The organism is Cephaloticoccus primus (assembly GCF_001580015.1).
Classification (GTDB): domain Bacteria; phylum Verrucomicrobiota; class Verrucomicrobiia; order Opitutales; family Opitutaceae; genus Cephaloticoccus; species Cephaloticoccus primus.
Genome location: NZ_LSZQ01000068.1, coordinates 44850 through 65726 on the forward strand (window position 1 = coordinate 44850; position 20877 = coordinate 65726).

At 63.2% G+C, this 20877-nt stretch carries 14 protein-coding genes; 5 read left to right on the forward strand and 9 right to left on the reverse strand.

What is annotated here, in order from left to right; genetic code table 11:
- Window positions 1-79: 79 nt before the first annotated feature.
- Both AXK11_RS08835 and AXK11_RS08840 read right to left on the reverse strand, forming a co-directional pair.
- Window positions 80-745 (reverse strand): exopolysaccharide biosynthesis protein, encoded by a 666-nt coding sequence (locus AXK11_RS08835; protein WP_068631352.1) that lies wholly within the window; start codon window positions 743-745, stop codon window positions 80-82.
- Window positions 742-1566 carry a TrmH family RNA methyltransferase gene (locus AXK11_RS08840; RefSeq protein WP_068631353.1) on the reverse strand — a complete coding sequence of 275 codons (825 nt, stop codon included), beginning with the start codon at window positions 1564-1566 and terminating at the stop codon, window positions 742-744. The genes AXK11_RS08835 and AXK11_RS08840 overlap by 4 nt, the downstream gene beginning before the upstream one ends.
- A 77-nt stretch (window positions 1567-1643) precedes the next feature.
- On the opposite strand from AXK11_RS08840, the gene AXK11_RS08845 reads away from it, so the two are divergent.
- Window positions 1644-2996: a class I SAM-dependent RNA methyltransferase gene (locus AXK11_RS08845; RefSeq protein WP_231865821.1), complete on the forward strand. Its 1353-nt coding sequence runs from the start codon at window positions 1644-1646 to the stop codon at window positions 2994-2996.
- A 27-nt stretch (window positions 2997-3023) separates the two neighbouring features.
- On the opposite strand, the gene yfaE is transcribed toward AXK11_RS08845, so the two are convergent.
- The 3 genes from yfaE to nrdA are packed head-to-tail and all read right to left on the reverse strand — an operon-like array spanning window position 3024 to window position 6786.
- The gene (gene yfaE, locus AXK11_RS08850; protein WP_068631356.1) at window positions 3024-3344 is read right to left on the reverse strand and encodes a class I ribonucleotide reductase maintenance protein YfaE; all 321 of its coding nucleotides are present in this window, start codon (window positions 3342-3344) and stop codon (window positions 3024-3026) included.
- A gap of 12 nt (window positions 3345-3356) precedes the next feature.
- The gene (gene nrdB, locus AXK11_RS08855; RefSeq protein WP_068631357.1) at window positions 3357-4490 is read right to left on the reverse strand and encodes a class Ia ribonucleoside-diphosphate reductase subunit beta; all 1134 of its coding nucleotides are present in this window, start codon (window positions 4488-4490) and stop codon (window positions 3357-3359) included.
- Between the two features lie 22 nt (window positions 4491-4512).
- Window positions 4513-6786, reverse strand: coding sequence for a class 1a ribonucleoside-diphosphate reductase subunit alpha (gene nrdA, locus AXK11_RS08860; RefSeq protein ID WP_068631359.1), 2274 nt, complete (start codon window positions 6784-6786; stop codon window positions 4513-4515).
- Window positions 6787-7042: 256 nt separating this feature from the next.
- Between nrdA and AXK11_RS08865 the strand changes: the two genes are divergently transcribed.
- Both AXK11_RS08865 and AXK11_RS08870 read left to right on the forward strand, forming a co-directional pair.
- On the forward strand, window positions 7043-9367 hold the full coding sequence (locus tag AXK11_RS08865; RefSeq protein ID WP_068631361.1) for a hypothetical protein: 2325 nt from the start codon (window positions 7043-7045) through the stop codon (window positions 9365-9367).
- 461 nt (window positions 9368-9828) lie between these two features.
- Window positions 9829-12135, forward strand: a complete 2307-nt coding sequence (locus AXK11_RS08870) for a TonB-dependent receptor (RefSeq protein ID WP_082781071.1) — start codon at window positions 9829-9831, stop codon at window positions 12133-12135.
- A 105-nt stretch (window positions 12136-12240) separates the two neighbouring features.
- Here the strand turns inward: AXK11_RS08870 and AXK11_RS08875 are convergent, their stop codons facing one another.
- Both AXK11_RS08875 and AXK11_RS10115 read right to left on the reverse strand, forming a co-directional pair.
- On the reverse strand, window positions 12241-13812 hold the full coding sequence (locus AXK11_RS08875) for an ABC transporter substrate-binding protein (RefSeq protein WP_068631363.1): 1572 nt from the start codon (window positions 13810-13812) through the stop codon (window positions 12241-12243).
- Window positions 13813-13882: 70 nt separating this feature from the next.
- Window positions 13883-14743 (reverse strand): tetratricopeptide repeat protein, encoded by an 861-nt coding sequence (locus AXK11_RS10115; protein WP_197456866.1) that lies wholly within the window; start codon window positions 14741-14743, stop codon window positions 13883-13885.
- A 342-nt stretch (window positions 14744-15085) separates the two neighbouring features.
- On the opposite strand from AXK11_RS10115, the gene AXK11_RS08885 reads away from it, so the two are divergent.
- Window positions 15086-15661 (forward strand): nitroreductase family protein, encoded by a 576-nt coding sequence (locus AXK11_RS08885; RefSeq protein WP_068631367.1) that lies wholly within the window; start codon window positions 15086-15088, stop codon window positions 15659-15661.
- A gap of 116 nt (window positions 15662-15777) precedes the next feature.
- Here AXK11_RS08885 and AXK11_RS08890 read toward each other — a convergent pair whose 3' ends face one another.
- Complete coding sequence (locus AXK11_RS08890) at window positions 15778-16647, reverse strand: helix-turn-helix domain-containing protein (RefSeq protein WP_068631369.1); 870 nt, start codon at window positions 16645-16647, stop codon at window positions 15778-15780.
- A gap of 106 nt (window positions 16648-16753) precedes the next feature.
- Entirely contained in the window at window positions 16754-19366 is a 2613-nt protein-coding gene (locus tag AXK11_RS08895; RefSeq protein ID WP_068631371.1) for an FtsK/SpoIIIE family DNA translocase, read from the reverse strand.
- Between the two features lie 110 nt (window positions 19367-19476).
- Here AXK11_RS08895 and AXK11_RS08900 point away from each other — a divergent pair, with 110 nt between their 5' ends.
- On the forward strand, window positions 19477-20430 hold the full coding sequence (locus tag AXK11_RS08900; RefSeq protein ID WP_068631386.1) for a type I phosphomannose isomerase catalytic subunit: 954 nt from the start codon (window positions 19477-19479) through the stop codon (window positions 20428-20430).
- Window positions 20431-20877 lie beyond the last annotated feature (447 nt).

Genomic DNA, 20877 nt, shown 5'->3' on the forward strand with positions numbered 1-20877 from the left:
CGCCAGCGAGCGGCTCGCAAAATAAACGGGTCTGCGACCCCGCTCCACGCGTAGTGGGACAGTTTCTTTTGCTGGCGTGCTAGGCGTTGAGCCAGTGCCAGAAGGATTGGCCGAGCTGTTGGGCGGCGGTGCCGAGCAGCAGCAGGTACAGGCCGCCGAGGACGAAGGCCACATGGCCCAGCAGGATGGCGAGCCCGTCGCGCTCCAGTACTCCGGCGGCGATGAGCAAGATTGCCCATGCGGGCAAGGTGTTGCTGAAGGGAATTGGCAGCGGCAGCAGCAGGATCAGCGCGGCGAGCACGATCACCAGTGAGTGCAGCCGCTGCGCGCCTGCGGGTTCGCCCACGACCCACAGGAGCCGCGGTCGCAGCAGTGCCTCCAGCCAGCGGATCACGCGTTCGGCGAGGGCGAAGGTTTTTTGGAAAAAACCGGCGGGCAGCTCACGGCGTTGCCACTTCGCGGGCAGCCAGGGGCGCCGCCCGAGGGCCATCCGCAGCGCGATGAAGCCGATCGCTGCGCCCAGCGGTGTGGAGACGCCCGGCAGCGGGATCGGCACGACGAAGGGCAGTGAAAACAGGATGATGATCAGCACGTAGGCGCGGCCGCGCAGCGTCACCGTGACTTCGCGGAGGGTGACGGGGCGCGTGCCCAACCGGGCGCGCAACCGCGCGAGCTCGGTCGAGAGCTTGGGCGCGGGTGCCTGCGCGGGAGGCGACTGCTGGAGTGGCGGCGAAGCGGAGCTCATCGCGCGCTGCCTCCTCCTCGCTGGCGGACGGCCTCGAAGAGCGTGATGATCGTGGCCATCGCGACGTTCAGCGAATCGGCCTGGCCGGCCATCGGGATGCGCAGCTTCAGGTCGCTGCGGCTCATCCAGAATTCGCTCAGGCCGTATTGCTCGCTACCCATGATGAGGGCGAGCGGGCCGCGCAGGTCAGCCGCGGTGTAGAGCTGCTCGCTGTGCGGCGTCGTCGCTGCACTGCGGATGCCGCGCTCGCGCAGCCACGCGGCGACGGTGCGGCTCTCGGCGACGACCAGCGGCACGGAGAACAGCACGCCGGTGGAGGCGCGGACGACGTTGGGGTTAAAAATATCGGTGACCGGATCGCAGACGATCACGGCATCGCAGCCCGCCGCATCCGCGCTGCGCAGGATCGTGCCGAGGTTGCCGGGTTTTTCGATGCCCTCGACGACGAGGAGAAAGGGGGCGGTGCCCAGCTGCAGGTCGGCGAGCTCGCGCCGCCATTGCGGAGCGACGGCGAGGAGCCCGTCGGGCCGCTCGCGGTAGGCGACCTTTTCAAAGGCGTGCCTGGAGAGCTCGACCAGCTCGGTGCCGGCCGCGCGCGCCTCGGCGAGCAGCGCGTCTTCGTTGGCGCCGAGGAAGCACTCGCGGCAAAAGTAGAGCTCGCGCAGCGCGATGCGCTTTTCCAGCGCGCGGCGGATTTGCCGGTAGCCCTCGACTAAAAAAACGCCCGCTTCGTCGCGCGGGCGCCGGTCGCGCAGCTTCACGAGCTGTTTTACGCGCGGGTTTTGGAGGCTGGTGATTCGTTCGGGAGCGGTCGGCGGCACGGGTTTTCCCTTAGCATAAAAAGAGCATTGGGAAGCCTCGTTTTTTCTGAACTGTGGGCGCCCCCATTGCGCTGCCTGTGGCTAGAAAATTTAACGACCACCCTTTCGCCTATCACGCCGAGATCGAGCTGGAGATCTCGACGCTCACCAATCGCGGGCATGGGCTCGGCCGGGTCGAGCTGCCCGCTGCGGCGGAGGCGGCGACGGTGACGGGGAGTGACGCGCGGCTGCCAGCAGTGTCGCCCGTGTGTGCCGAGCCCGCCGGGCTGGACGCGCCCGCGCCGCGGCAGTGGGTGGTGATGGTGCCGTTTTGCCTGCCCGGGGAGCGCGTGCGGGCGCGGGTGTTTCGGAATCATAAAAACTATTCGGAGGCCGATCTGGTGGAGGTGCTGCGTGCTTCGCCGCATCGGGTGGAGCCGCGCTGCGGACTCTTTGGCGAGTGTGGCGGCTGCCAGTACCAGCATCTCGACTACGCGGAGCAGCTGGCATGGAAGCGGCGCCAGGTCGAAGAGCTGCTCCTGCATATGGCGGGGATTGCGCATCCGGTCGCGCCGGTCATCGGCTCGCCGAGGCAGTTTGGCTACCGCTCAAAAATCACGCCCCACTTCAAGGCGGGGCGGCCGAATATCGGGTTTCTGCGTCAGGGGACGCGCTTCGAGGTCGTGGACGTGCCGCAGTGCCATATCGCCACGCCGGAGATCAATGCGCGGCTCGGCGAGGTGCGCGGCGAGGTGCAGGCCAGGCTGGCGCGCGGCGAGTACCGCCGCGATGCGACGCTGCTGCTGCGGCACGCCGCCGAGGGCGTCACCACCGACTACGAGGCGGTGATCACCGAAGAGATCGCGCCCGCTGCCGATGGGGATGAGGCGGCGGCTCCGCTGAAGCTGCGATTTCTGGCGCGGGATTTTTTCCAGAACAACCCCTTCATCCTGCCCGCGTTTACGCGCTATGTGCGCGAGCAGGCGGCGAGCTCTGGCGCGCGGTTTTTGGTCGATGCGTATTGCGGCAGCGGGCTCTTCGCGCTGAGCGCGGCGCCAGCCTTTGAGCGCGTGGCGGGTGTCGAGATCAGCGCGACTTCGATCTGCTTTGCCGAGCAAAACGCTGCGGCCAACGGAATCGCCAACGCGCGCTTCCTCGCGGGTGATGCGTCGGCGATTTTTGCCGGACTGGATTTTGCGCCTGCCGAGACAGCGGTCATCATCGACCCGCCGCGCCGCGGTTGTGATGAGGCGTTCTTGCGCCAGCTCTTCGCCTTTGATCCGCGTGCGGTGGTCTACGTGTCCTGCGATCCGGCGACGCAGATGCGCGACTTGCGGCACTTTCTGGACGCGGGCTACACGTTGAGCGCGGTACAGCCCTTCGACCTTTTCCCGCAGACCCGCCACCTCGAATGCGTGATCACGCTCAGGCGCGGTAACGCGACCCGATGAAAGAGTCGATAGCCTGCCTCGGGTTCGTTACTCGTTCGGCGCTTCCTCGAACAGGTCGAGCTGCTGGTCGTCGCGGTTGAGATCGAGCTGGCGGTCGGGCCGCAGGGCGCAATCCACGGTGATGGGGCCCTCGACCTGACAGCAGCAGGCGAGGAGCTCGCCCGGGTGCAGGTAGGCGAGCGGCGGCCTTGCGTAGGAGACGCGGCCTTCGATGAGCGGCAGCCGGCACACGCCACAGTAGCCGCTGAGGCACTGGTACTCCACTTCGTGGCCCGTGCGCTCCAGCCCCTCCAGCAAGCTTTCCCCCGGGCGCAGCATGAAGTGACGATCAGGAGTCGTGATCCTCATCGCTTACAGGGCTCAAAGCTCGAAGTCATTGAGATCGCCTGCCGAGACTTCCGCGTCGATCTGCCCCACGAGGTAAGAGCTGAGCTCGACCTCTTGCGGGGCGACCTGCACGGTGTCGGAGGCCAGCCAGGTATTGATCCACGGGATGGGATTATTCCTGGCGTCCCCAAAGGCGGGCTTCAGGCCGACTGCTGTCATGCGGATATTGGTAATATAATCCACATACTGATTCAGGATGTTTTTGTTCAGCCCGATCATGGAGCCATCCTTGAATAGATAGTCGGCCCAGCGTTTTTCCTGCTCGGCAGCGGTCTTGAACATCTGGAAACACTGCGGATCCGCCTCACGCGCAATCTCGGCAAACTCGGGATCATCATTCCCCGCGCGCATGATATTGAGCATGTGCTGTGTACTGGTGAGGTGCAGCGCTTCGTCGCGCGCAATCAGCCGTATGATTTTGGCGTTGCCTTCCATCACCTTGCGCTCGGCAAAGGCAAAGGAGCAGGCAAAACTGACGTAAAACCGGATCGCCTCCAGTATATTCACACTCATGAGGCACAGGTAGAGCGTCTTCTTCAGCTCGCGCAGCGTGATGCGGTGCGTCTCGCCATTGATGGTATGCTCTCCCGGGCCAAACTGTGCGTAGAGCATCGTCTGGTGAATCAGGTTGTCGTAGTAGCTGGAGATATCTTGTGCGCGCAGCAGGATGTGTTCATTGCGCACGATGTCGTCGAAAATGACCGAGGGATCGTTAACGATATTGCGAATGATGTGTGTATACGAACGCGAATGGATGGTTTCCGAAAAAGCCCAGGTCTCGATCCATGTTTCCAGCTCGGGCAGTGATACGAGCGGGAGCAGGGCGACGTTTGGGCTGCGGCCCTGGATCGAGTCGAGCAGCGTTTGATATTTGAGGTTACTTATGAAAATGTGTTTTTCGTGCTCGGGCAGGCCCTGGTAGTCGATCCGGTCCTGAGAGATATCGACTTCCTCTGGCCGCCAGAAAAACGAGAGCTGCTTTTCGATCAGTTTTTCAAATATCGGATATTTTTGTTGGTCGTAGCGCGCCACGTTCACCGGCTGGCCGAAGAACATGGGCTCCTTTAACTGATCGTTGTCAGTTTTTGAAAAAATACTGTAGGTCATGGTGGTGTGTTCCTGCGGCGTATCACAGTTTGCAGGCTCCGCTTGCACAGCCGTCGTCTTCCGGGTCCTCTTCTCCCGCCCCATCCCGGGTATTGTGGTAGTAGAGTGTTTTGAGTCCGTATTTATAAGCCTGGAGCAGGTCTTTTAAAAGTTGCTTCATCGGCACGCGCCCGCCCTCGAAGCGTTGCGGGTCGTAGTTGGTGTTGGCCGATATGGACTGATCGACAAACTTTTGCATCACGCCAACAAGCTTCAGATATCCATCATTGTTGGGGAGTTGCCAGAGGAGCTCGTATTGATCTTTCAGCCTCTCGAGCTCTGGCACGACTTGGCGCAAGATGCCGTCCTTGGATTGTTTTACAGAGACGAGGCCGCGCGGAGGCTCGATGCCGTTGGTCGCATTGGCGATCTGGCTCGACGTTTCCGAGGGCATGAGCGCGGTCAGCGTCGAATTGCGCAGCCCGTGTGTGCGGATGTCGCGGCGCAGGCTTTCCCAGTCCAGGTGCAGCGGCTCGCTGCAAAAGGCATCCGTATCCCGCTTATAAGTGTCGATGGGGAGTATGCCTTTGGCATAGGTCGTTTGTTTAAAAGCAGCGCAGGGGCCGTATTCACGGGCGAGCTGCACTGAGGCCTTGAGTAGATAATACTGGATGGCCTCGAAGGTGCGGTGTGTCAGTGCAAGTGCGCCGGGCTCGCTGTAGCGGCTGCCATTTTTCGCGAGATAATAGGCGTAGTTGATCACGCCGATGCCCAGTGAGCGGCGTTTTTCGGTCGCATTGCGCGCGGCTTTGACCGGATAGTCTTGATAGTCGAGCAGGGCATCAAGTGCGCGGACGGCGAGCTCGGCCAGGCCTTCGAGCTCGTCCAGTGACTCCAGCGCACCGAGGTTGAAGGCAGAGAGTGTGCACAGCGCAATCTCGCCTTCGGTGTCGTGTAAATCGACGAGCGGGCGCGTCGGCAGTGCGATTTCCATGCAGAGGTTTGACTGGCGCACGGGGGCCTGGCCGGGATCGAAGGGGCTGTGTGTATTGCAGTGATCGACATTCTGGATGTAGATACGCCCCGTGCTCGCACGCTCCTGCATGAGGAGTGAAAATAATTCCGTGGCAGAGAGGCTGCGTTTGCGGACGTTTTCAGCTTGTTCGTATTGTATATAGAGCCGCTCGAATGCGTCCTGATCGGCAAAAAAGGCTTCGTACAGGTCGGGCACTTCGTGCGGCGAGAAGAGCGTGATATCCTGCCCCTTGATCAGGCGCTGGTAGAGCAGGCGGTTGATCTGTACGCCATAATCGAGGTGGCGGATGCGGTTTTCTTCCACGCCTCGATTGTTTTTCAGGACAAGCAGTGACTCTATTTCCAGATGCCAGAGCGGATAAAATAAAGTGGCCGCGCCGCCGCGAACGCCTCCCTGAGAGCAGGACTTTACGGCGGCCTGGAACATTTTGAAAAAGGGAATGCAGCCCGTGTGCTGAGCCTCGCCGCCGCGGATTTCGCTGCCTACGGCGCGGATGCGCCCGCCGTTGATACCGATCCCGGCCCGCTGCGAGACGTAGCGCACAATGGCGCTTGTAGTGGCATTGATACTATCCAGGCTGTCGTCGCATTCGATAAGGACACAGGAGCTGAATTGGCGTGAGGGCGTGCGGACTCCCGCCATGATCGGGGTCGGCAGCGAGAGCTTGAATGTAGAAATCGCGTCGTAAAAAGCGGTTACGTAGCGTAGCCGAGTGGGTTTCGCGTAGCGCGAAAACAGGCACATGGCGACGAGCATGTATAGGAACTGGGGGCTTTCGTAGATCTGGCGTGTGACCCGGTGCTGCACCAGGTACTTGCCCTCCAGTTGTTTGACGGCTGCATAGGCGAAGTTCATATCGCGCCCGTGGTCGATATGTGCATTGAGCGTATCGAACTCGGCCTCGTCGTAGTCGCGCAGTAGGTGGGCGTCGTATTTTCCCAGCTCTACGAGCTTGCGCGTGTGGGCGAGCAGGTGTGGCGGGTCGAACTGGCCGTAGGCGATCTTGCGCAGGTGAAATATCGCCAGCCGTGCGGCTAGATATTGGTAGTCAGGCGTTTCAGCAGAGATGAGGTCAGCTGCCGATTTGATGATCGTCTCGTGAATCGCGGCGGTGTGGATGCCGTCGTAAAACTGGATGTGGGACTTTAGCTCGACTTGTGAGACGGATACGTTGCTCAGCCCGGTGGCGGCCCACTCGATCACTCGGTGGATTTTGTCCAGGTTGATGGGCTCCAAACGGCCGTCGCGTTTGGTGACATTTATGGCTTCGGGAGGGGGCATGATAAGGTGTTTGAATACAGATTTTTCCGGCGGATTATTTGTTTTATAAGTTTCTTTATTATAGCTGGTTATAGTTTTTTGGAGGATCCCCTTTTCCTCCGCAAACTGGAGCTGCGCGGAGGAGTATTTTGTAGCCTCGGCTACGCAATCTATTTCGGGTGATTTTGGCCCTCCCAGAGGGAGAAAAAAAATCGCGGACTATGCGCTCGAAGTCTCTGCGGCACGCGCTAGCTCTCGTGCTGTGCCGCCCCCTGCCATGCCTCCAGCCTCGGCTCCCCACGCCTCTGCCTCCCGTCCCCACACCTGGACTTTTTTTCGCACGGGAGGGATCGACCAGATCGCCCTCAATAATGGGGAGGACCTGCGCCGTCTGGAGACGCTGGACCAAAAACTCTGGGTGGCGCTGAGCTGTCCGGTGAAGGGACTGGAGATCGACGAGAAGACGCTGGCACTGATCGATACCGATGGCGACGGGCGGATCCGCGCGCCCGAGCTCATCGCGGCGGTAAACTGGGCGTCGGCGCGGCTCAAAAACCCGGGCGACCTCCTCGCGGGCTCCGAGAGCCTCGCGCTCAGCGAGATCGACACGTCGAGCGCGGAGGGCGCGATTCTCGAATCCAGCGCGCGGCAGATTTTGCGCAGCCTCGGCAAGGGGGACGACTCCGCGATCACGACCGCCGATGCGGCCAACACGGCGGCGATTTTTTCGGCGAGCGTGCTCAATGGCTCAGGAATCATCCCGCCCGCCGCGGCTGAGGAGCCCGCCGTGCAGGCGCTCATCAAGGACATCATCACCTGCCTGGGCGGCACAGCTTCGCGCAACGGGGCGACGGGGATCACGGCGGCGCAGATCGACGCGTTTTTTAAAGACCTCGCCGCGTACACGAGCTGGGTCGAGCAGAGCGGGACAAAGGAAATCGCCGTCCTGGGCGATGCGACTGCGGCGGCGTGTAATGCCATAAAAGCGCTGCGCCCCAAGGTCGAAGACTACTTCGCGCGCTGCCGGATGGCGGCCTTTGATCCGCGCGCGATTGAGGCACTGAGTCGCAGCGAATCCGAGTATCTGAGCCGCGCCGCCGAGGACATGCGGCTCAGCGCGGAGGAGATCGCCGAGTTTCCGCTGGCGCGGATCGCGGCGAACCAGCAGCTCCCGCTTTTCGAAGGCGTAAACCCGGCGTGGGCAGAGGCACTCGCGCACCTGCACGAGCGCGCAGTCACGCCCGTTTTCGGCGCGGAAAAGACGAGCCTCAGCGCCGAGGAGTGGCGCGTGCTGGGTGACAAGTTTGCGCCCTACGAGACCTGGCTGGGCGACAAGGCGGGCTCCGCTGTCGAGAAGCTCGGGCTCGCGCGGGCAAAGGAGATTTTGGCGGGCGAGGGGCGCGCCGCGCTCGCCGCGCTGGTGGCCAAAGACAAGAGCCTGGAGCCCGAGTTTCGCGCGATCAGCGACGTCGAGCGGCTCGCCCGCTACCACCGCGACCTGCGCGACCTGCTGCACAACTTTATAAACTTCGCGGACTTTTTCGCGCGCGACCGGCTGGCGGTCTTTCAGGCGGGGACGCTTTTCCTGGACGGGCGCTCCTGCGAGCTGTGTTTGCGCGTCGAGGATCCAGCCAGGCACGCTGCGCTGGCCGCCATGAGCAAGGCCTACATCGCGTATGTGGACTGTGTGCGCCCGGGCGGGGAGAAGATGCAGGTGGCGGCGTGTTTCACCCAGGGGGACAGCGACTACCTTTTCGTTGGGCGGCACGGGATTTTCTACGACCGCAAGGGGCGCGACTGGGACGCCACGATTACCCGCCTGATCGATAACCCGATCAGCGTGCGCCAGGCCTTTTGGTCTCCGTACAAGAAGTTCGTGCGCTTCGTCGAAGAGCAGGTCGCCAAGCGCGCCGCCGCGGCCGACACCGAGGCGACGAGCAAGCTGGAAAACGTCGCGTCGAGCACGGTCAACACGGTCGCCAGCGGCAAGCCGGTCGCCCGCGCGGGCGGGCTCGGGGTGCTCGCAGGTGAGGGCGCGGGCGGCGCGGGGCGGCCCAAGTTCGAGGTCGGTACGGTGGCGGCCCTCGGTGTCGGGCTCGGTGCGATTGGCACGCTGCTGGGCGGCCTGGTCGCGGGCTTCCTCGGGCTGGGCGTGTGGATGCCGCTGGGCGTCCTGGGGATCGTGCTCGCGATCTCGGGGCCCTCGATGCTCATCGCGTGGATAAAGCTGCGGCAGCGCAACCTGGGGCCGATCCTCGATGCCAACGGCTGGGCGATCAATGGGCGGGTAAAAATCTCCGTGCCCTTTGGCACTGCGCTGACCGACCAGGCGCGGCTTCCGAAAAATGCGCGGCGCTTGCTGCGCGATCCTTACGCGCGGAAAAACCGCGCCCTGCGCGTGTGGGCTTGGGCTGCGCTCGGCGTCGTGGTGCTGGGCGCAGTCGCCACGCGGGTGGATCGGCACCGGCGCGGGCATTACTTTTGGCAGGCCGCGCCCACGGCCCCTGCGGTCGCCGCGCCGCCCGCTCCGGCGGTTTCGTCCGGCCCTGCCGAAATCGCGTCTGAGGCGGAAGCGGGGGCGACACCCGAGACTGCGAAATAGGGGCCCGCTGCCGTCGCCCGCGCCTGATTTGCGAAGAGCCGCCAAGCTTTCGTTTTTTGGGAGGAGCTCCACCAGGGGCTTCGGGTGGGAGCGGCGTTGCCCTTCGACTCCGCATCCGGACCTTAAAACCTGCGTAAAATCAGGAGTCCTCAATTTGCAGGGAGAAACGGGGGGCTACTCCAGCTCCCTGCATGCTGGGCCAGCCGTAGTCAGGAGGGGGACAGCGTCTGTGAAAGCATCCGGCGAAGGGAGGGCCTCCCGTTTGGGCGAACTGTCAGGGGATGGTTTGCAGAGGGAAGAGCGAAGTTTTGGGAGAACTTTATTGATTTTAAGTCTCAAAATCTATCGCTCCTGCGCCCTCTCAAGTGAAATACCCAAGTGGATCCCTCGCTGATAACGCCTCAATTGTGCCGGCTGGCCGCGCTGCTGCGGCAGCCGCCCCGCATGCTTCGGAGGCTTGCATGACACGCGTTTGCCGCAACACGCAGGGCGGCGTCTGGATGCGCCGCAGGCTTTCCGGCCTGCGAGCGGGTCGATCCTTGCGTGAGTTTTTCGCGCGTCGCGTCGCCGTGCTTCTGGCTGCATCCGCGTGGCTGCTGGTAATGGGCCCTGCGGCGGTTTTCGCACAATCGCCCCGAGGAGCTGCTGCCGCCGCCGCCTACTCGGGCGATTTTAGCGACCTGGCGGATAGCGATGTGACCACGCTGCCGGATGTCACGGTGCGCGATAGCCGCACTGCGCTGGACGAGGCCGCCGCGGCACTTGCCGGCGGGCAAGTCGCGCGCGGAGCGCGGATGGGGCTGCTCGGCACCACGGACGTGATGGACACGCCCTTTAGCGTCACCAGCTACACCGACGAAGCGATTCGTAACATGCAGGCGCAATCGATGGCCGACCTCCTCGCCGCCGATCCTGCGGTGCGGTCTACGACGGGGCGCGGACACTTGAGCGAGACGATCCGGATCCGCGGCTTCACCGTAGGCGCGAGTGATTATGCGTTTAACGGGATGTTTGGCGTCGCGCCTTCGGGGCGCGTTTTTCTGGAGGCGGTCGAGCGCTCCGAGGTTATCAAAGGCCCTTCGGCGGCACTTTTCGGGATGTCCCCGGGCGGTAGCGTCGGCGGTGTGGTCAACCTCGTCCCGAAGCGCGCGCACAACGAGCCGATCACGCGCCTGAATATCGGCCTGCGTCAGGATTCGGTGCTCAGCACCCATGCGGATATCGGGCGGCGCTTCGGGCAGGGCGGGATGTTTGGCGTGCGCGTCAACACGCTGTATCTCGACGGAGACACGGCGGTTAACGACCAATCCATCCGGCGGCGGGTTGGTTCGCTGGGGACGGATTTTCGCGGGGAGAAGCTGAGTGTCTCGCTCGACCTGCTCTGGACACATGAGGATGTGAATAATGCGACTCGCCCCTTCAGCGTGGCACCAGGGCTCACCGGCGTTCCGCCCGCACCGAATGGCAAAAACGCCTATCCCGGCTCAGGCGAATTTGAGACCGAAAACACGACCGCCCTGCTCAAGGTAGAGTACGAGATCAACCCGGCACTCAACGTCTATGCGGGCTACGGCGAGCACGTCTACAAGGTCGATGGGGCCCTCATTTACCCGACGATGCAAAATGTCGCGGGCGACTACACCTGGATCTACCGCCAGTGGAAGCAGCAGAACGACCGCGACTCACTGGAGGCCGGTCTGCGCGGTACTTTTGAGCATCCCGGCATCAAGCACCGCTACGGCTTTAGTGCGTCGCGACTGCAAAACGACCAAGGCACCTTCGTTCCCAATCGCGGCAGCGGCAGCTCCAATATCTGGAACCCTGTGCCGCCGCCGAAGCTGGATCGCTTGCCTGATCCGATTCGCCCGGGCTCGGAACTCGAGCTCACGAGTTTCGCACTCGCTGATACGATGGAGCTCTGGGAGGGGCGGTCGCTGCTGACCCTCGGCGTGCGCCGTCAGGAGGTGGACTCGCTGAGTCTCACGAGCACCAACCCGCTGACGCGCCACTATAACAAGAAGGCGACCTCGCCCGTTGCGGGCCTCGTATACAAACCCGCGAACTGGGTTTCGCTCTACGCGAGCTACGTCGAGGGGCTTTCGACGGGTGGCAGTGCGCCTAATGATCCCGTTTACGTTAACGCCAACGAGCAGCTCGCACCCTACGTTTCCGAACAATACGAGGTGGGCGCGAAGTTCAGCTTTGGCGACTGGATCGCGACTGTTGCCGCCTACGAACTGAGTCGCCCGACCGCTGGCGCGATATTCCTGCCGGGGCCGGTTCCGCCCGGCGAGCCTGACCGCGTTTATGGCATTTATGGTGAGCAGCGAGCGCGCGGTGCCGAGCTCAGCGTCGCGGGCCAGGTGACCGAGAGCCTGCGCCTTCTCGGCGGGCTGACCTTGATTGACGCTAAAATCCAAAAAAGCGCGACGCCCGCCGTTCTCGGCAATCGCCTTGCCGGAGCGTCCAGGTTTCAGGGCAACCTCGGCGCCGAGTGGGACACGCCCTTTGTCCCGGGCCTTTCGCTCAGTGCGCGTTTTATCTACACGGGCAGCGCGTATGCAGACGAAGCCAACCGGTTGCTCATCCCCAGTTGGGATCGGATCGACATCGGCGCCCGCTACACTTTCGAGGACGCGCGTGGCACGCGCTACACCCTGCGGCTCAACGTCGATAACCTCACCGACAAGCAATACTGGACAAACTCGTACACGCTCTCCCTTGGCCAACCTCGCACCTGGTCTCTCTCGCTGGAAATGAGTCTCTGAGCATGGATTGCCTGTTGCTGTCTGTGGCTTTCCGGCAGAACAGGCTGGGGACAAAAAAAGGGGCTCACGCGATGAGCCCCTTTTGCGTGAATGGCACGAGCGTACTCACTCTCCCTCGAGGAAGTGGTTATAGCCCACGTAGCGGCGCTGGGCGCCGTGCTGGGCTTCGGCGTAGCGCAGCCACGCGTTGCGTTTGGGGTGTTCTTTGGGGAGCATGTAGTGGAGCGCGACGACGGCATCGTATCGCTGCAAGGTAAGGTAGTCCCCTCGGCGATAGCCCTTGATGTCTTCGTAGATGTAGCGGGGCATCTCGGCATCCATTGCCTCGGCAAAGCCGCGGACGTCTGGCTGGGGGCCGGTGATTTTGTGGATGTTGCGGCCAACGAGCGTGACGGTGTTTTGGCGGCCCAGGAAGGTATCGACGCGGAAGCCGGGGACTTCTCCTTCGGTCTGGGCAGCCATGAGTGCGAGGTCGCCCGGCATGGGCACATCCACCACTGAGGACACGCGTTTACTGATCTCGGTGAACTGCGTGGCGATGGGCAGGCTGGTGAGGAATTTCAGAAAATCGACTGCGACATCGGAGTGCGGGCTTGCACTCACTGCGCCCAGCGCTGCCGTCACCTCGACTTTTTCGGCGGCTTGCCCGAGGGTGAAGCGACCGTACTTGGGGTCGTTTACGGAAGGCATGGGCAGGGGCATCGCGCGAGTCTCAAAGGGCACGCGATCAATGAGTACGGCATAGTCCCAGCTTCCGGCGACGAGCATCAGGCTGCGTTGCTGCAAGTAGGCGGCGATGGCGTCTTCGGGATGAAATTGCTGGTACCCGGGGGTGAGGAGCTGGGCGACCTCGCTCATGAGCTCCAGGCTGCTCAAGAACTCCGGCGTTTCGCTGTAAGTGTAGGTCTGCCGGTACATGGGCTTAAAAAAGCCCCAGGACCGCATGTGAGTTTTTGTATCTATGAGAAACTTTTGCACCTGCGAGCCCACTATGCGGTCGAAGATGTAGTCCGCATAACCGCGGCAACTGGCGATCGGGATGAGCTTGGATCCGGTGCGCTGGTTGTACTCACGGATTTTTTGGCCGAGGGCGTAGAGATCGGCGTACTCGGTGGGCATGGCGTCGCTGCCCGTGATCTCGATCAACAGGTCGCGGTTAACGTAGAGCCGCATCGAGGTGGTTTGCAGGGGGACGCCGTAGACTTGTCCTGGGGCGACCTGTCTCAGCATGTCGCGAACTGTGCTCATCCCGTCGAAGAAGGTGTTGCGCCAAGGTTCGTGTTCGAGGTGCGTGCCCGCGTTGTAGGGATTGGGCTTCTCGGCCTCATCTGTGAGCGGGACGAAGAGTTGCGTGATTTCTTCCTCGGAGCCGTAGAGGCCCATGATATCAGGTGCCGTGCCGCCGACGAGCTGGGTGCGCGCCCATGCGGGATAGGTGCGCGGGGGGACGGGGACCTGGATGATGCGCACGTTGGGGTGGAGCTCTTGGTACGCCTCAATCGCCGCCGCAAATGCTTCGCGCATGCCAGTGTGGAGCTCCTGGTGGCCGATGCGGATTTCGATCTGGTCGCTGGTGATCGATTTTACGTTGCGGGAAATCACGTTCCAGAAGGAAGCGAGGATGGCTGCTGCGAGGATTCCAAAGCCGATGTAGGAGCGCAGTTTGTTTAAATTCATGGCGGAAATATTTGGAGTGGGGAGCGTGCCGGGGTGGCAGGGCTTTTTCGGGAGAGGGGGGCAGCGAGGGCTACTCGTTACCGCGGTTGGTTTGGGCAGCGGCTTCTGCCTCTTCGAGTTCGCGCGCCAGGCGCCGCGCGGTGTAGGCCCGCGTGTCGCGCGGCGATGATTCGGCAAAGGCGCGGTAGTGCTTGGCCGCGAGCGCGCGCTGACCGATTCGCCGGGCAGTCCCTGCGATCTGGAGATCCATCTCCCCGCTTTCATAGGGGCTGGCATCTGCGTCCAGGTACCGTGCCTTGAGGAGGTACCTCAGGCTGGCTTCTTCGTTGTATATTTTCAGCTCGTCGTCGGCGCAGAGCTCCGATGCCCAGATGCACAACTCGCGCTGGAGGCTCTCGCTTATGAGCTCGGGCATTATCTGGTCGATGAAGGCGAGCACCTCGTCGACCCGACTCTGCGGGAGCTCCAGGTACAGCAACTGGGCGAGCTGGAAGGCGGCATGATCTGCGAGCGGGTGCCCGGGGTATTCGCTGCGCAGCTGCTCATAAAAAGCCCGCGCACTCTCGAACTGCACAGGCTGCACCTGATCGTGGTCGATCCGCCCGAGTAGGAAGAGCGCGAGCGGGCGATACTCGGTTTCGCTGACAGGAAGGTCGGCGGCTACTTTTACCAGAATGGTGCGCGCCCGCCTGACGTTGGCCCGGGTGACGGGGTCGCGCCCCAGCAGGGCCGCTGCGTGGGCGACGGCGAATCGCGGGTTCCCGGGATCGGCCTCGTAGAGTTTTTCGAACTTCTTGGACGCGTCGGTGATGCGCGACTTGGTCACATCCTCCCAAGCCGCATTGGCGAGAGCAGAGTCTTCAGTCGCGTGGAGGGAGGGCGACCCGAGGAGCGCCAAGCCCAGCGCCGCCGCCAAAAAAGAAGTCCGCACAACCAAACCGCGGATGGAAGGCGCAAGAGTAGGTAAGAGAGGGAGCATAGACAAACTTGGGGGATGAGAAGGGGGGAAGACGGGTAAGCGGGGAGGGGGGACTAACACACGCGCCATGCGGGTGAGGGGACCGCTGCGCCGAGGTGTGGGCGGACGAATAAGTAAGCCCGTCTCGCGCTCGCAACTCCTAAGCAACGACCGTAGCCATTTTAGAAGAAATGCGCAGCTGGCGGCCAAGCGCCTCTCATAAAAAATGGTTATCCTGCCTCACCTCTCGGAGCGGGTTCTAATAAGATTCCGAAGGCGTTGTTAAAACAAGGTAGCCCGCATAACACGGTCGGCATGTCATCGCTGTTCAAGACCCGCCGCACGGTAAAACCTGCCTTTATGGACACGACGCGCGAGCTCCCGCTCGAGCTCCTCGATCAAGTGCTGGAGGATGGCCATTGGGCCCCGACGCACGGGCTGACGCAGCCTTGGCGCTTTCACGTCTTCCACGGTCGCGCCAAGCTCGTCGAGTTGAGCGAGGCCCTGCAATCGATCTTCCGCGCGACCGTCCCTGTCGAAGCGCAGGACCAAGGCACGCGGGACAAACTCATCGCCTATCCGCAGCAAAGCGCGGCGGCGATTGCGCTCCTCGCCCATGCGCCAACGGCCTCGCGCATCCCCGAGTGGGAGGAGGTCGCGGCGACCTGCTGCGCCGCGCAAAACCTGATGCTCAGCGCGCACTCGCACGGGCTTGGCTCCTTCTGGAGCACGACGCCGATCTGCACGACGCCAGAGTTCGTGCGCTGGCTCGGCGCCGATCCCGAGAGCGACCGCGCTCTTGGCGTCGTTTATCTCGGCTGGCCAAAACCCGCCGCAAAACTCCCCGCTGCTCCCCGCGTCCCCCTCGCCGAACGCACCACCTGGCACTGAGCCACGCGGCAACGAGATTTACGCGTGTGCGTGTGCGGGGCGCCACAGGCCGATTTGCACGCTGCTTATGGGCAACGTGCAAATTGCGAACAAGGAAACAAACGCTTGCGCCCTTCTTAGTTCAGCTTGGCGCGGTTGTAGCCGCTGAAGGGCATGTCGTACTGGCGGCCGCCTTTTTCGATTTTGAGGTTATTGCCCTCGGAGGCCCAGATGTAGACGGGGCCAGGGTTGGGCACCGTGCGGCTGTCGCCACGGTTGAGCGTGATGTCGTCGAGGAGGACTTCTCCGGCGGAGTCGTCGGCATTGCGGCGGGTCACCTTCACGCGGACGGTGTTGGTGGCGACGAGTGAGAAAGTGGTGTCGGCGGTCGCCGTCGCGGTCGGCGGATTGGTGGCGCTGGCGCCGGTTTTTCCTGTGCCGAAGAGGGAGCTGCCAATCCAGTAGAGGAGGAAGAGCCCAAGGATGGCGGCGAGCGCCACACCGCCGCGAAAGACCCACTGCGGGGGGATGGCGGGGAGTTTGGGAAGCCTCGTCCCGCCGCGGTTTCCCGTTTTGGCGGGGCGGTTTTGCGGCTCGCTGCCGCCCAGGCCAGCGAGTGATGCGGTGCTCGTGCCGGGGCTGTGATCTGCGCTGGTAGCCGCGGGGCGTTCGTCGTGCTGATCATCGTCCGCGGCTGCGGCGGAGAGGTCCATGCGCACGAAGACTTCGCGGCCGATTTGGCGCGCGCTGCGCCCGCCGCTGCCGCCGCCTTGGGCGCGGGTGAGTGCGGTGTAGTCGCTTAAAATTTTCTCGGCGGGGAGTTGCAGGTAGAGCGCGTAGGTGCGCAGGAAGCCGCGGCGGTAGATCTCGGCCAGGCCGATGTCGAACTGGTTGCTCTCAAACTTGTGCAGGTAGTCGCTGCGGATCTTGGTGGCCTCGGCAGCGTCGCGGATGGAGATACCTTTGTTTTTGCGGGCTTCTTCGAGTCGTTCACCGATTGTCTGCATGGGCTGTCAGTTAGGTGTTTTAACTAAGTAGGGGAAGACCGAAGGCGGTCTTCGACCGACTTATTTTGCGCAGTGTCGTTGTCGCTGCGCGCAGGGCTTGAGCCCCTCAGCTTTCGTAGCTGTCGAGGTCTACGAGGATGTCGCGCGGGGAGGAGCCGTTTTCGGGGCCGATGATGCCTTTGTCTTCCATGAGGTCCATGATGCGGGCGGCGCGGTTGTAGCCGATGCGCAGGCGGCGCTGGATCATGGAGGTGGAGGCGCGCTTGGTGGAGCGCAGGACATCGAGGGCTTGCTGGAAGAGTGCGTTGTCTTCGCCCAGGTCGCCGAAATCGCTCTCGCCGTCGTCGTCGCCATCGCTGGCGGCGCGGTCGATTTGTTGCTGGACGGAGGTCGCGTAGCGCGGCGGGCCGTTGACCTTCAGGGCTTCGACGATGGAGATGACCTCGTCGTCGGAGACGAAGGCGCCTTGGGCGCGTACGAGGCGCGAGGAGCCGGGCGGCGAGAAGAGCATGTCGCCGCGGCCGATGAGGGTATCGGCGCCTTTGGTGTCGAGAATGGTGCGGGAGTCGACTTGGGAGGCGACCTGGAAGGCGATGCGCGAGGGCAGGTTGGCCTTGATGACACCGGTGATGACGTTCACCGAGGGGCGCTGCGTGGCGATGATCAGGTGGATGCCGGCGGCGCGGGCGAGCTGGGCGAGGCGCGCGATGGAGGTCTCGATCTCGGCAGGGGCGACCATCATGAGGTCGGCGAGCTCGTCCACGATTGCCACGATGTAGGGGAGCCGGTCGGGCAGCTCTTCGGCCTGGGCGGCTTCTGGTACGCGCTGGCTGTCGCTACGGTCTTCGCCGTCGTGTACCTCGGTGTCCTCGGCGCGCGTCGCCGAGCCGGCTTCGAGTGCTTCGATCTGCGCGCGGGCGGCAGCTTCGACGGGGTCGAGCGGGGCGTCTTTCTTGCGGTTGTTAAAGCCGAGGATGTTTCGCACGTTGCACTTGGCGAACATCTGGTAGCGCTGCTCCATCTCGCCGAGTAGCCACTTCAGTGCTGCGGGCACTTTCTTGGGCTCGGTGACGACGGGGATGAGCATGTGCGGCAGCGTGTTGAAAATCTTCAGCTCCACGACCTTGGGATCGACCATGAGGAGGCGCACGTCGGCGGGGCTCTTGGAGTACAGGATCGAGGCGACGATGGCGTTGATGCACACGGATTTTCCCGAGCCGGTGGCACCCGCGATCAAGAGGTGCGGCATCTTGGTGAGGTCGGAGATCAGGGGCTTGCCCGAGACGTCCTTGCCAAGGGCGATGGGGAGCTCGGCCTTGGCGCGCGCCCAGTCCTCGCTCTCGAGGACTTCGCGGATGCCGACGGGCGTGGCGTGCTTGTTGGGGACTTCGACGCCGACGGCGGCTTTCCCCGGGATCGGCGCGAGGATGCGCACGGATTGGGCGCGCATGCCCAGCGCGATGTTTTTATCGAGACCGGCGATTTTTTCGACGCGCACGCCCGTGCCGGGCTCGACTTCGTAGCGGGTGATGACGGGGCCGACGTGGATCTCGCCCAAGCGCACGGTGACACCGAAATCGCCGAGGATGCGCAGGAGGTTTTCCGCGTTTTGCTGGTGCTCTTCGCTGCTGTTCCCCGGGGTGTCGGTGACTTGCTCGCTGAGGAGCGCGATGTCGGGGAAGCGGTAGTTTTCGTCCGTGCTTTGGGGCGGTGCGAGCGGGGCTTTTTTAAGCTCCTCGGCTTTTACGATATTGAGCGCGAGCGGAGCTGCGGCGGCCGAGTTCCCCGGAGCTTCGCCCCCAGTCTCGCGCGGCTCGGTCGGGGCGCTGGTTGCCGCGGCTGCGCCGCGCTTGTTGCCGTTGGCGCGCGTGGGCGGGCTCGGCTTGGTCGCCGCCGCGACGGCGGCGCTGACCTGGGCCGAGATGTCCGCGCGGCTTTCTTCTTCTTCGGGCGCGTCGTCGCCAGTCGTCCGCTCAGGCAGGCCTGCAGGGTTCTTCTTTAGCGCGGCTTTTTGCGCTTTCCACTCGGCCTTGGCTTGGGCGAGGGCGGCCTTCTCCTTTGCGCGTGTTTCTTTGAGGAGACGCCTCGCCTCGGCGCGTTCGGCGCGGCGGGTAGCGCAAGTTTCTCGCCAAGCCTGGAAGGCGGCTACGTAGCGGTTGATCTCGGCTCCCACATCCTTGGTAAACACGAAGAGCAGGCCGCCCACGTAGAGCGTGCCGAGCAGCAGTGCCGCGCCGAAGGGGCCGAGCGTGCCATGTAGCGCGCGGTTGTAGAGCAGGCTGCCTGTCCAGCCGCCCGGGCCGAGCGGGAAGTAATCGCTGGCGGGGATCGACTGGAGCATCGCCGCGAGGCCCGCCAGCGAGACGAGGCAAACGAGCATCGCCGCCAGTCGGGTACCCGCCAGGTGGCGCGCATTGCGCACCGAGACGTAGAGCAGCCACAGCAGAAAGAGCGGTACGAGCCAGGTACCGGCGCCGCTCGCGTAGAGAAGCAGCCACACGGTGTTGGCGCCCCAGCGGCCAGCGAGGTTTGTGCTGATGGGGTCAGTCGTCGCGAAGCCGCTTTGCTCCGGGAAGTAGTCGATCAGCGCGACCAGCAGCCACAGCCCCGAGACGAAGCAGACGGCCGCAGCGATCCAGTTGGGCCGGTGGCGGGGGGCAGTTTCGGGCGGCACGCTGCGGGCACTGCGGTTTGAGTTTGAAGTCTGCGGCTTGGACATTTGCTGTGAGCCCCTTGGCAAAATAGCCGCCGAGCTTGGAGGCCATCGCTCAGGGCGGTCAAATGATTAACCCTTGGCCGCCGGGCTGCTCCCCGAAAAACCATTTTGTGATGCAAGAAATCCTCCGTTTTCACCCAGTTTACCAGCAACGCGTCTGGGGCGGGCGCGCGATTGAGACGACCTTTAACCGGCAGCTCCCGGCCGGGGAAGTGATTGGCGAGAGCTGGGAAATCGTAGACCGGCCCGAGGCGCAGTCCGTCGTCACCAGCGGCCCGCACGCCGGCAAGACCCTTGGCGCGCTGGTGAAAACCCACGCCGCCGAGCTGCTCGGGCCCCAGTGGCCCGCCGAGCGGCCCTTCCCGATGCTGGTCAAGTGGCTGGATTGCCGCGAGCGGCTCAGCCTGCAGGTGCACCCGCCCGAGGCACAGGCGCGCGAGCTCGGCGGCGAGGTGAAGACGGAAAACTGGTACATCGCCGATACCGCTCCGGGCGCCGAGCTCACCGTAGGCCTCAAAAAAGGCGTCACGCGCGAAGCCTTCGAGCGGGCGATTATCGAGCAGCGCGTCGACGATTGCGTGCACACCTTTCGCGTGGCCGAGGGCGACTCGATCCTCGTGCACAGCGGCCAGGTCCACGCCATCGGCCCGGGCAACCTCATCCTCGAAATCCAGCAAAACTCCGACTCCACCTACCGGGTCTACGACTGGGGCCGCGTGGGGCTCGACGGGCGCCCGCGCGAGCTCCACGTCCACGAGTCGCTCAAATGCATCCAGTGGGATGACTTTGAGCCCGAGCCCGTCCGCGCTGCGCCTACCTCCGAAGTGATTGCCGACTGCGACGCCTTCCGGATTCGCCGTGTGGTGCTCGGGCCGGGCGACAAACTCCACTTCCGCGCCCGCGAGCAGCCGCGCATCCTCAGCGTTGTCAGCGGCAAGCTACGGATCGGCACTGCCGAGCTCGTCCGCGGAGACAACGCCATCCTGCCCTACAGCGGAGAATTCTCCGGCGAAGCCGAAGAATTCGGCATCGTCCTCGTGACCGATAACTTTGCTGGCGCAGCCTGAGTAGTTTCCGGGCCTTCCCCAAATGCGGCCCCTGCGTAAGCAAGGACTGCCTCATGTCCTTGAAGCGCGTCCGCGTCTCGCCCCCCTCTCTCTCCAAAGGGCGGGGGCGGCGGTTTCCCCCGCGCGCATCCCGATAAAAAAGGAAGGGGAAACCCGCGCGGCCGATTTCTACGGTTTAACAGAAAAACTACCCTGCGTAGCGAATGTACAATTTAAGTAGTATTCATTCCATATACTACGAATGGGGAGTTCGGGTATGCTATGTGAGAAACTATACCCTCAATTTTTGTTTAAGGCATGTATGGCCCGCTCGCTGAATCTAAAAGCTATGCCTATACTCCCACGTTCTTTGCTCCCTGTTTTAACTGTGCCTCTATTGTATTTATCTAATAGTATTAACCTGCATTCTGCCCCCCCCCCCCCCCCCCCCCCCCCCCCCCCCCCCCC

What these genes read in the sequence shown, in the direction of transcription:
- AXK11_RS08835 (WP_068631352.1), bottom strand. Translation starts at nt 745, where the DNA reads ATGAGCTCCGCTTCGCCGCCACTCCAGCAGTCGCCTCCCGCGCAGGCA.
- yfaE (WP_068631356.1), bottom strand. Translation starts at nt 3,344, where the DNA reads ATGAGGATCACGACTCCTGATCGTCACTTCATGCTGCGCCCGGGGGAA.
- nrdB (WP_068631357.1), bottom strand. Translation starts at nt 4,490, where the DNA reads ATGACCTACAGTATTTTTTCAAAAACTGACAACGATCAGTTAAAGGAG.
- nrdA (WP_068631359.1), bottom strand. Translation starts at nt 6,786, where the DNA reads ATGCCCCCTCCCGAAGCCATAAATGTCACCAAACGCGACGGCCGTTTG.
- AXK11_RS08865 (WP_068631361.1), top strand. Translation starts at nt 7,043, where the DNA reads ATGCCTCCAGCCTCGGCTCCCCACGCCTCTGCCTCCCGTCCCCACACC.
- AXK11_RS08870 (WP_082781071.1), top strand. Translation starts at nt 9,829, where the DNA reads ATGACACGCGTTTGCCGCAACACGCAGGGCGGCGTCTGGATGCGCCGC.
- AXK11_RS08875 (WP_068631363.1), bottom strand. Translation starts at nt 13,812, where the DNA reads ATGAATTTAAACAAACTGCGCTCCTACATCGGCTTTGGAATCCTCGCA.
- AXK11_RS08885 (WP_068631367.1), top strand. Translation starts at nt 15,086, where the DNA reads ATGTCATCGCTGTTCAAGACCCGCCGCACGGTAAAACCTGCCTTTATG.
- AXK11_RS08890 (WP_068631369.1), bottom strand. Translation starts at nt 16,647, where the DNA reads ATGCAGACAATCGGTGAACGACTCGAAGAAGCCCGCAAAAACAAAGGT.
- AXK11_RS08895 (WP_068631371.1), bottom strand. Translation starts at nt 19,366, where the DNA reads ATGTCCAAGCCGCAGACTTCAAACTCAAACCGCAGTGCCCGCAGCGTG.
- AXK11_RS08900 (WP_068631386.1), top strand. Translation starts at nt 19,477, where the DNA reads ATGCAAGAAATCCTCCGTTTTCACCCAGTTTACCAGCAACGCGTCTGG.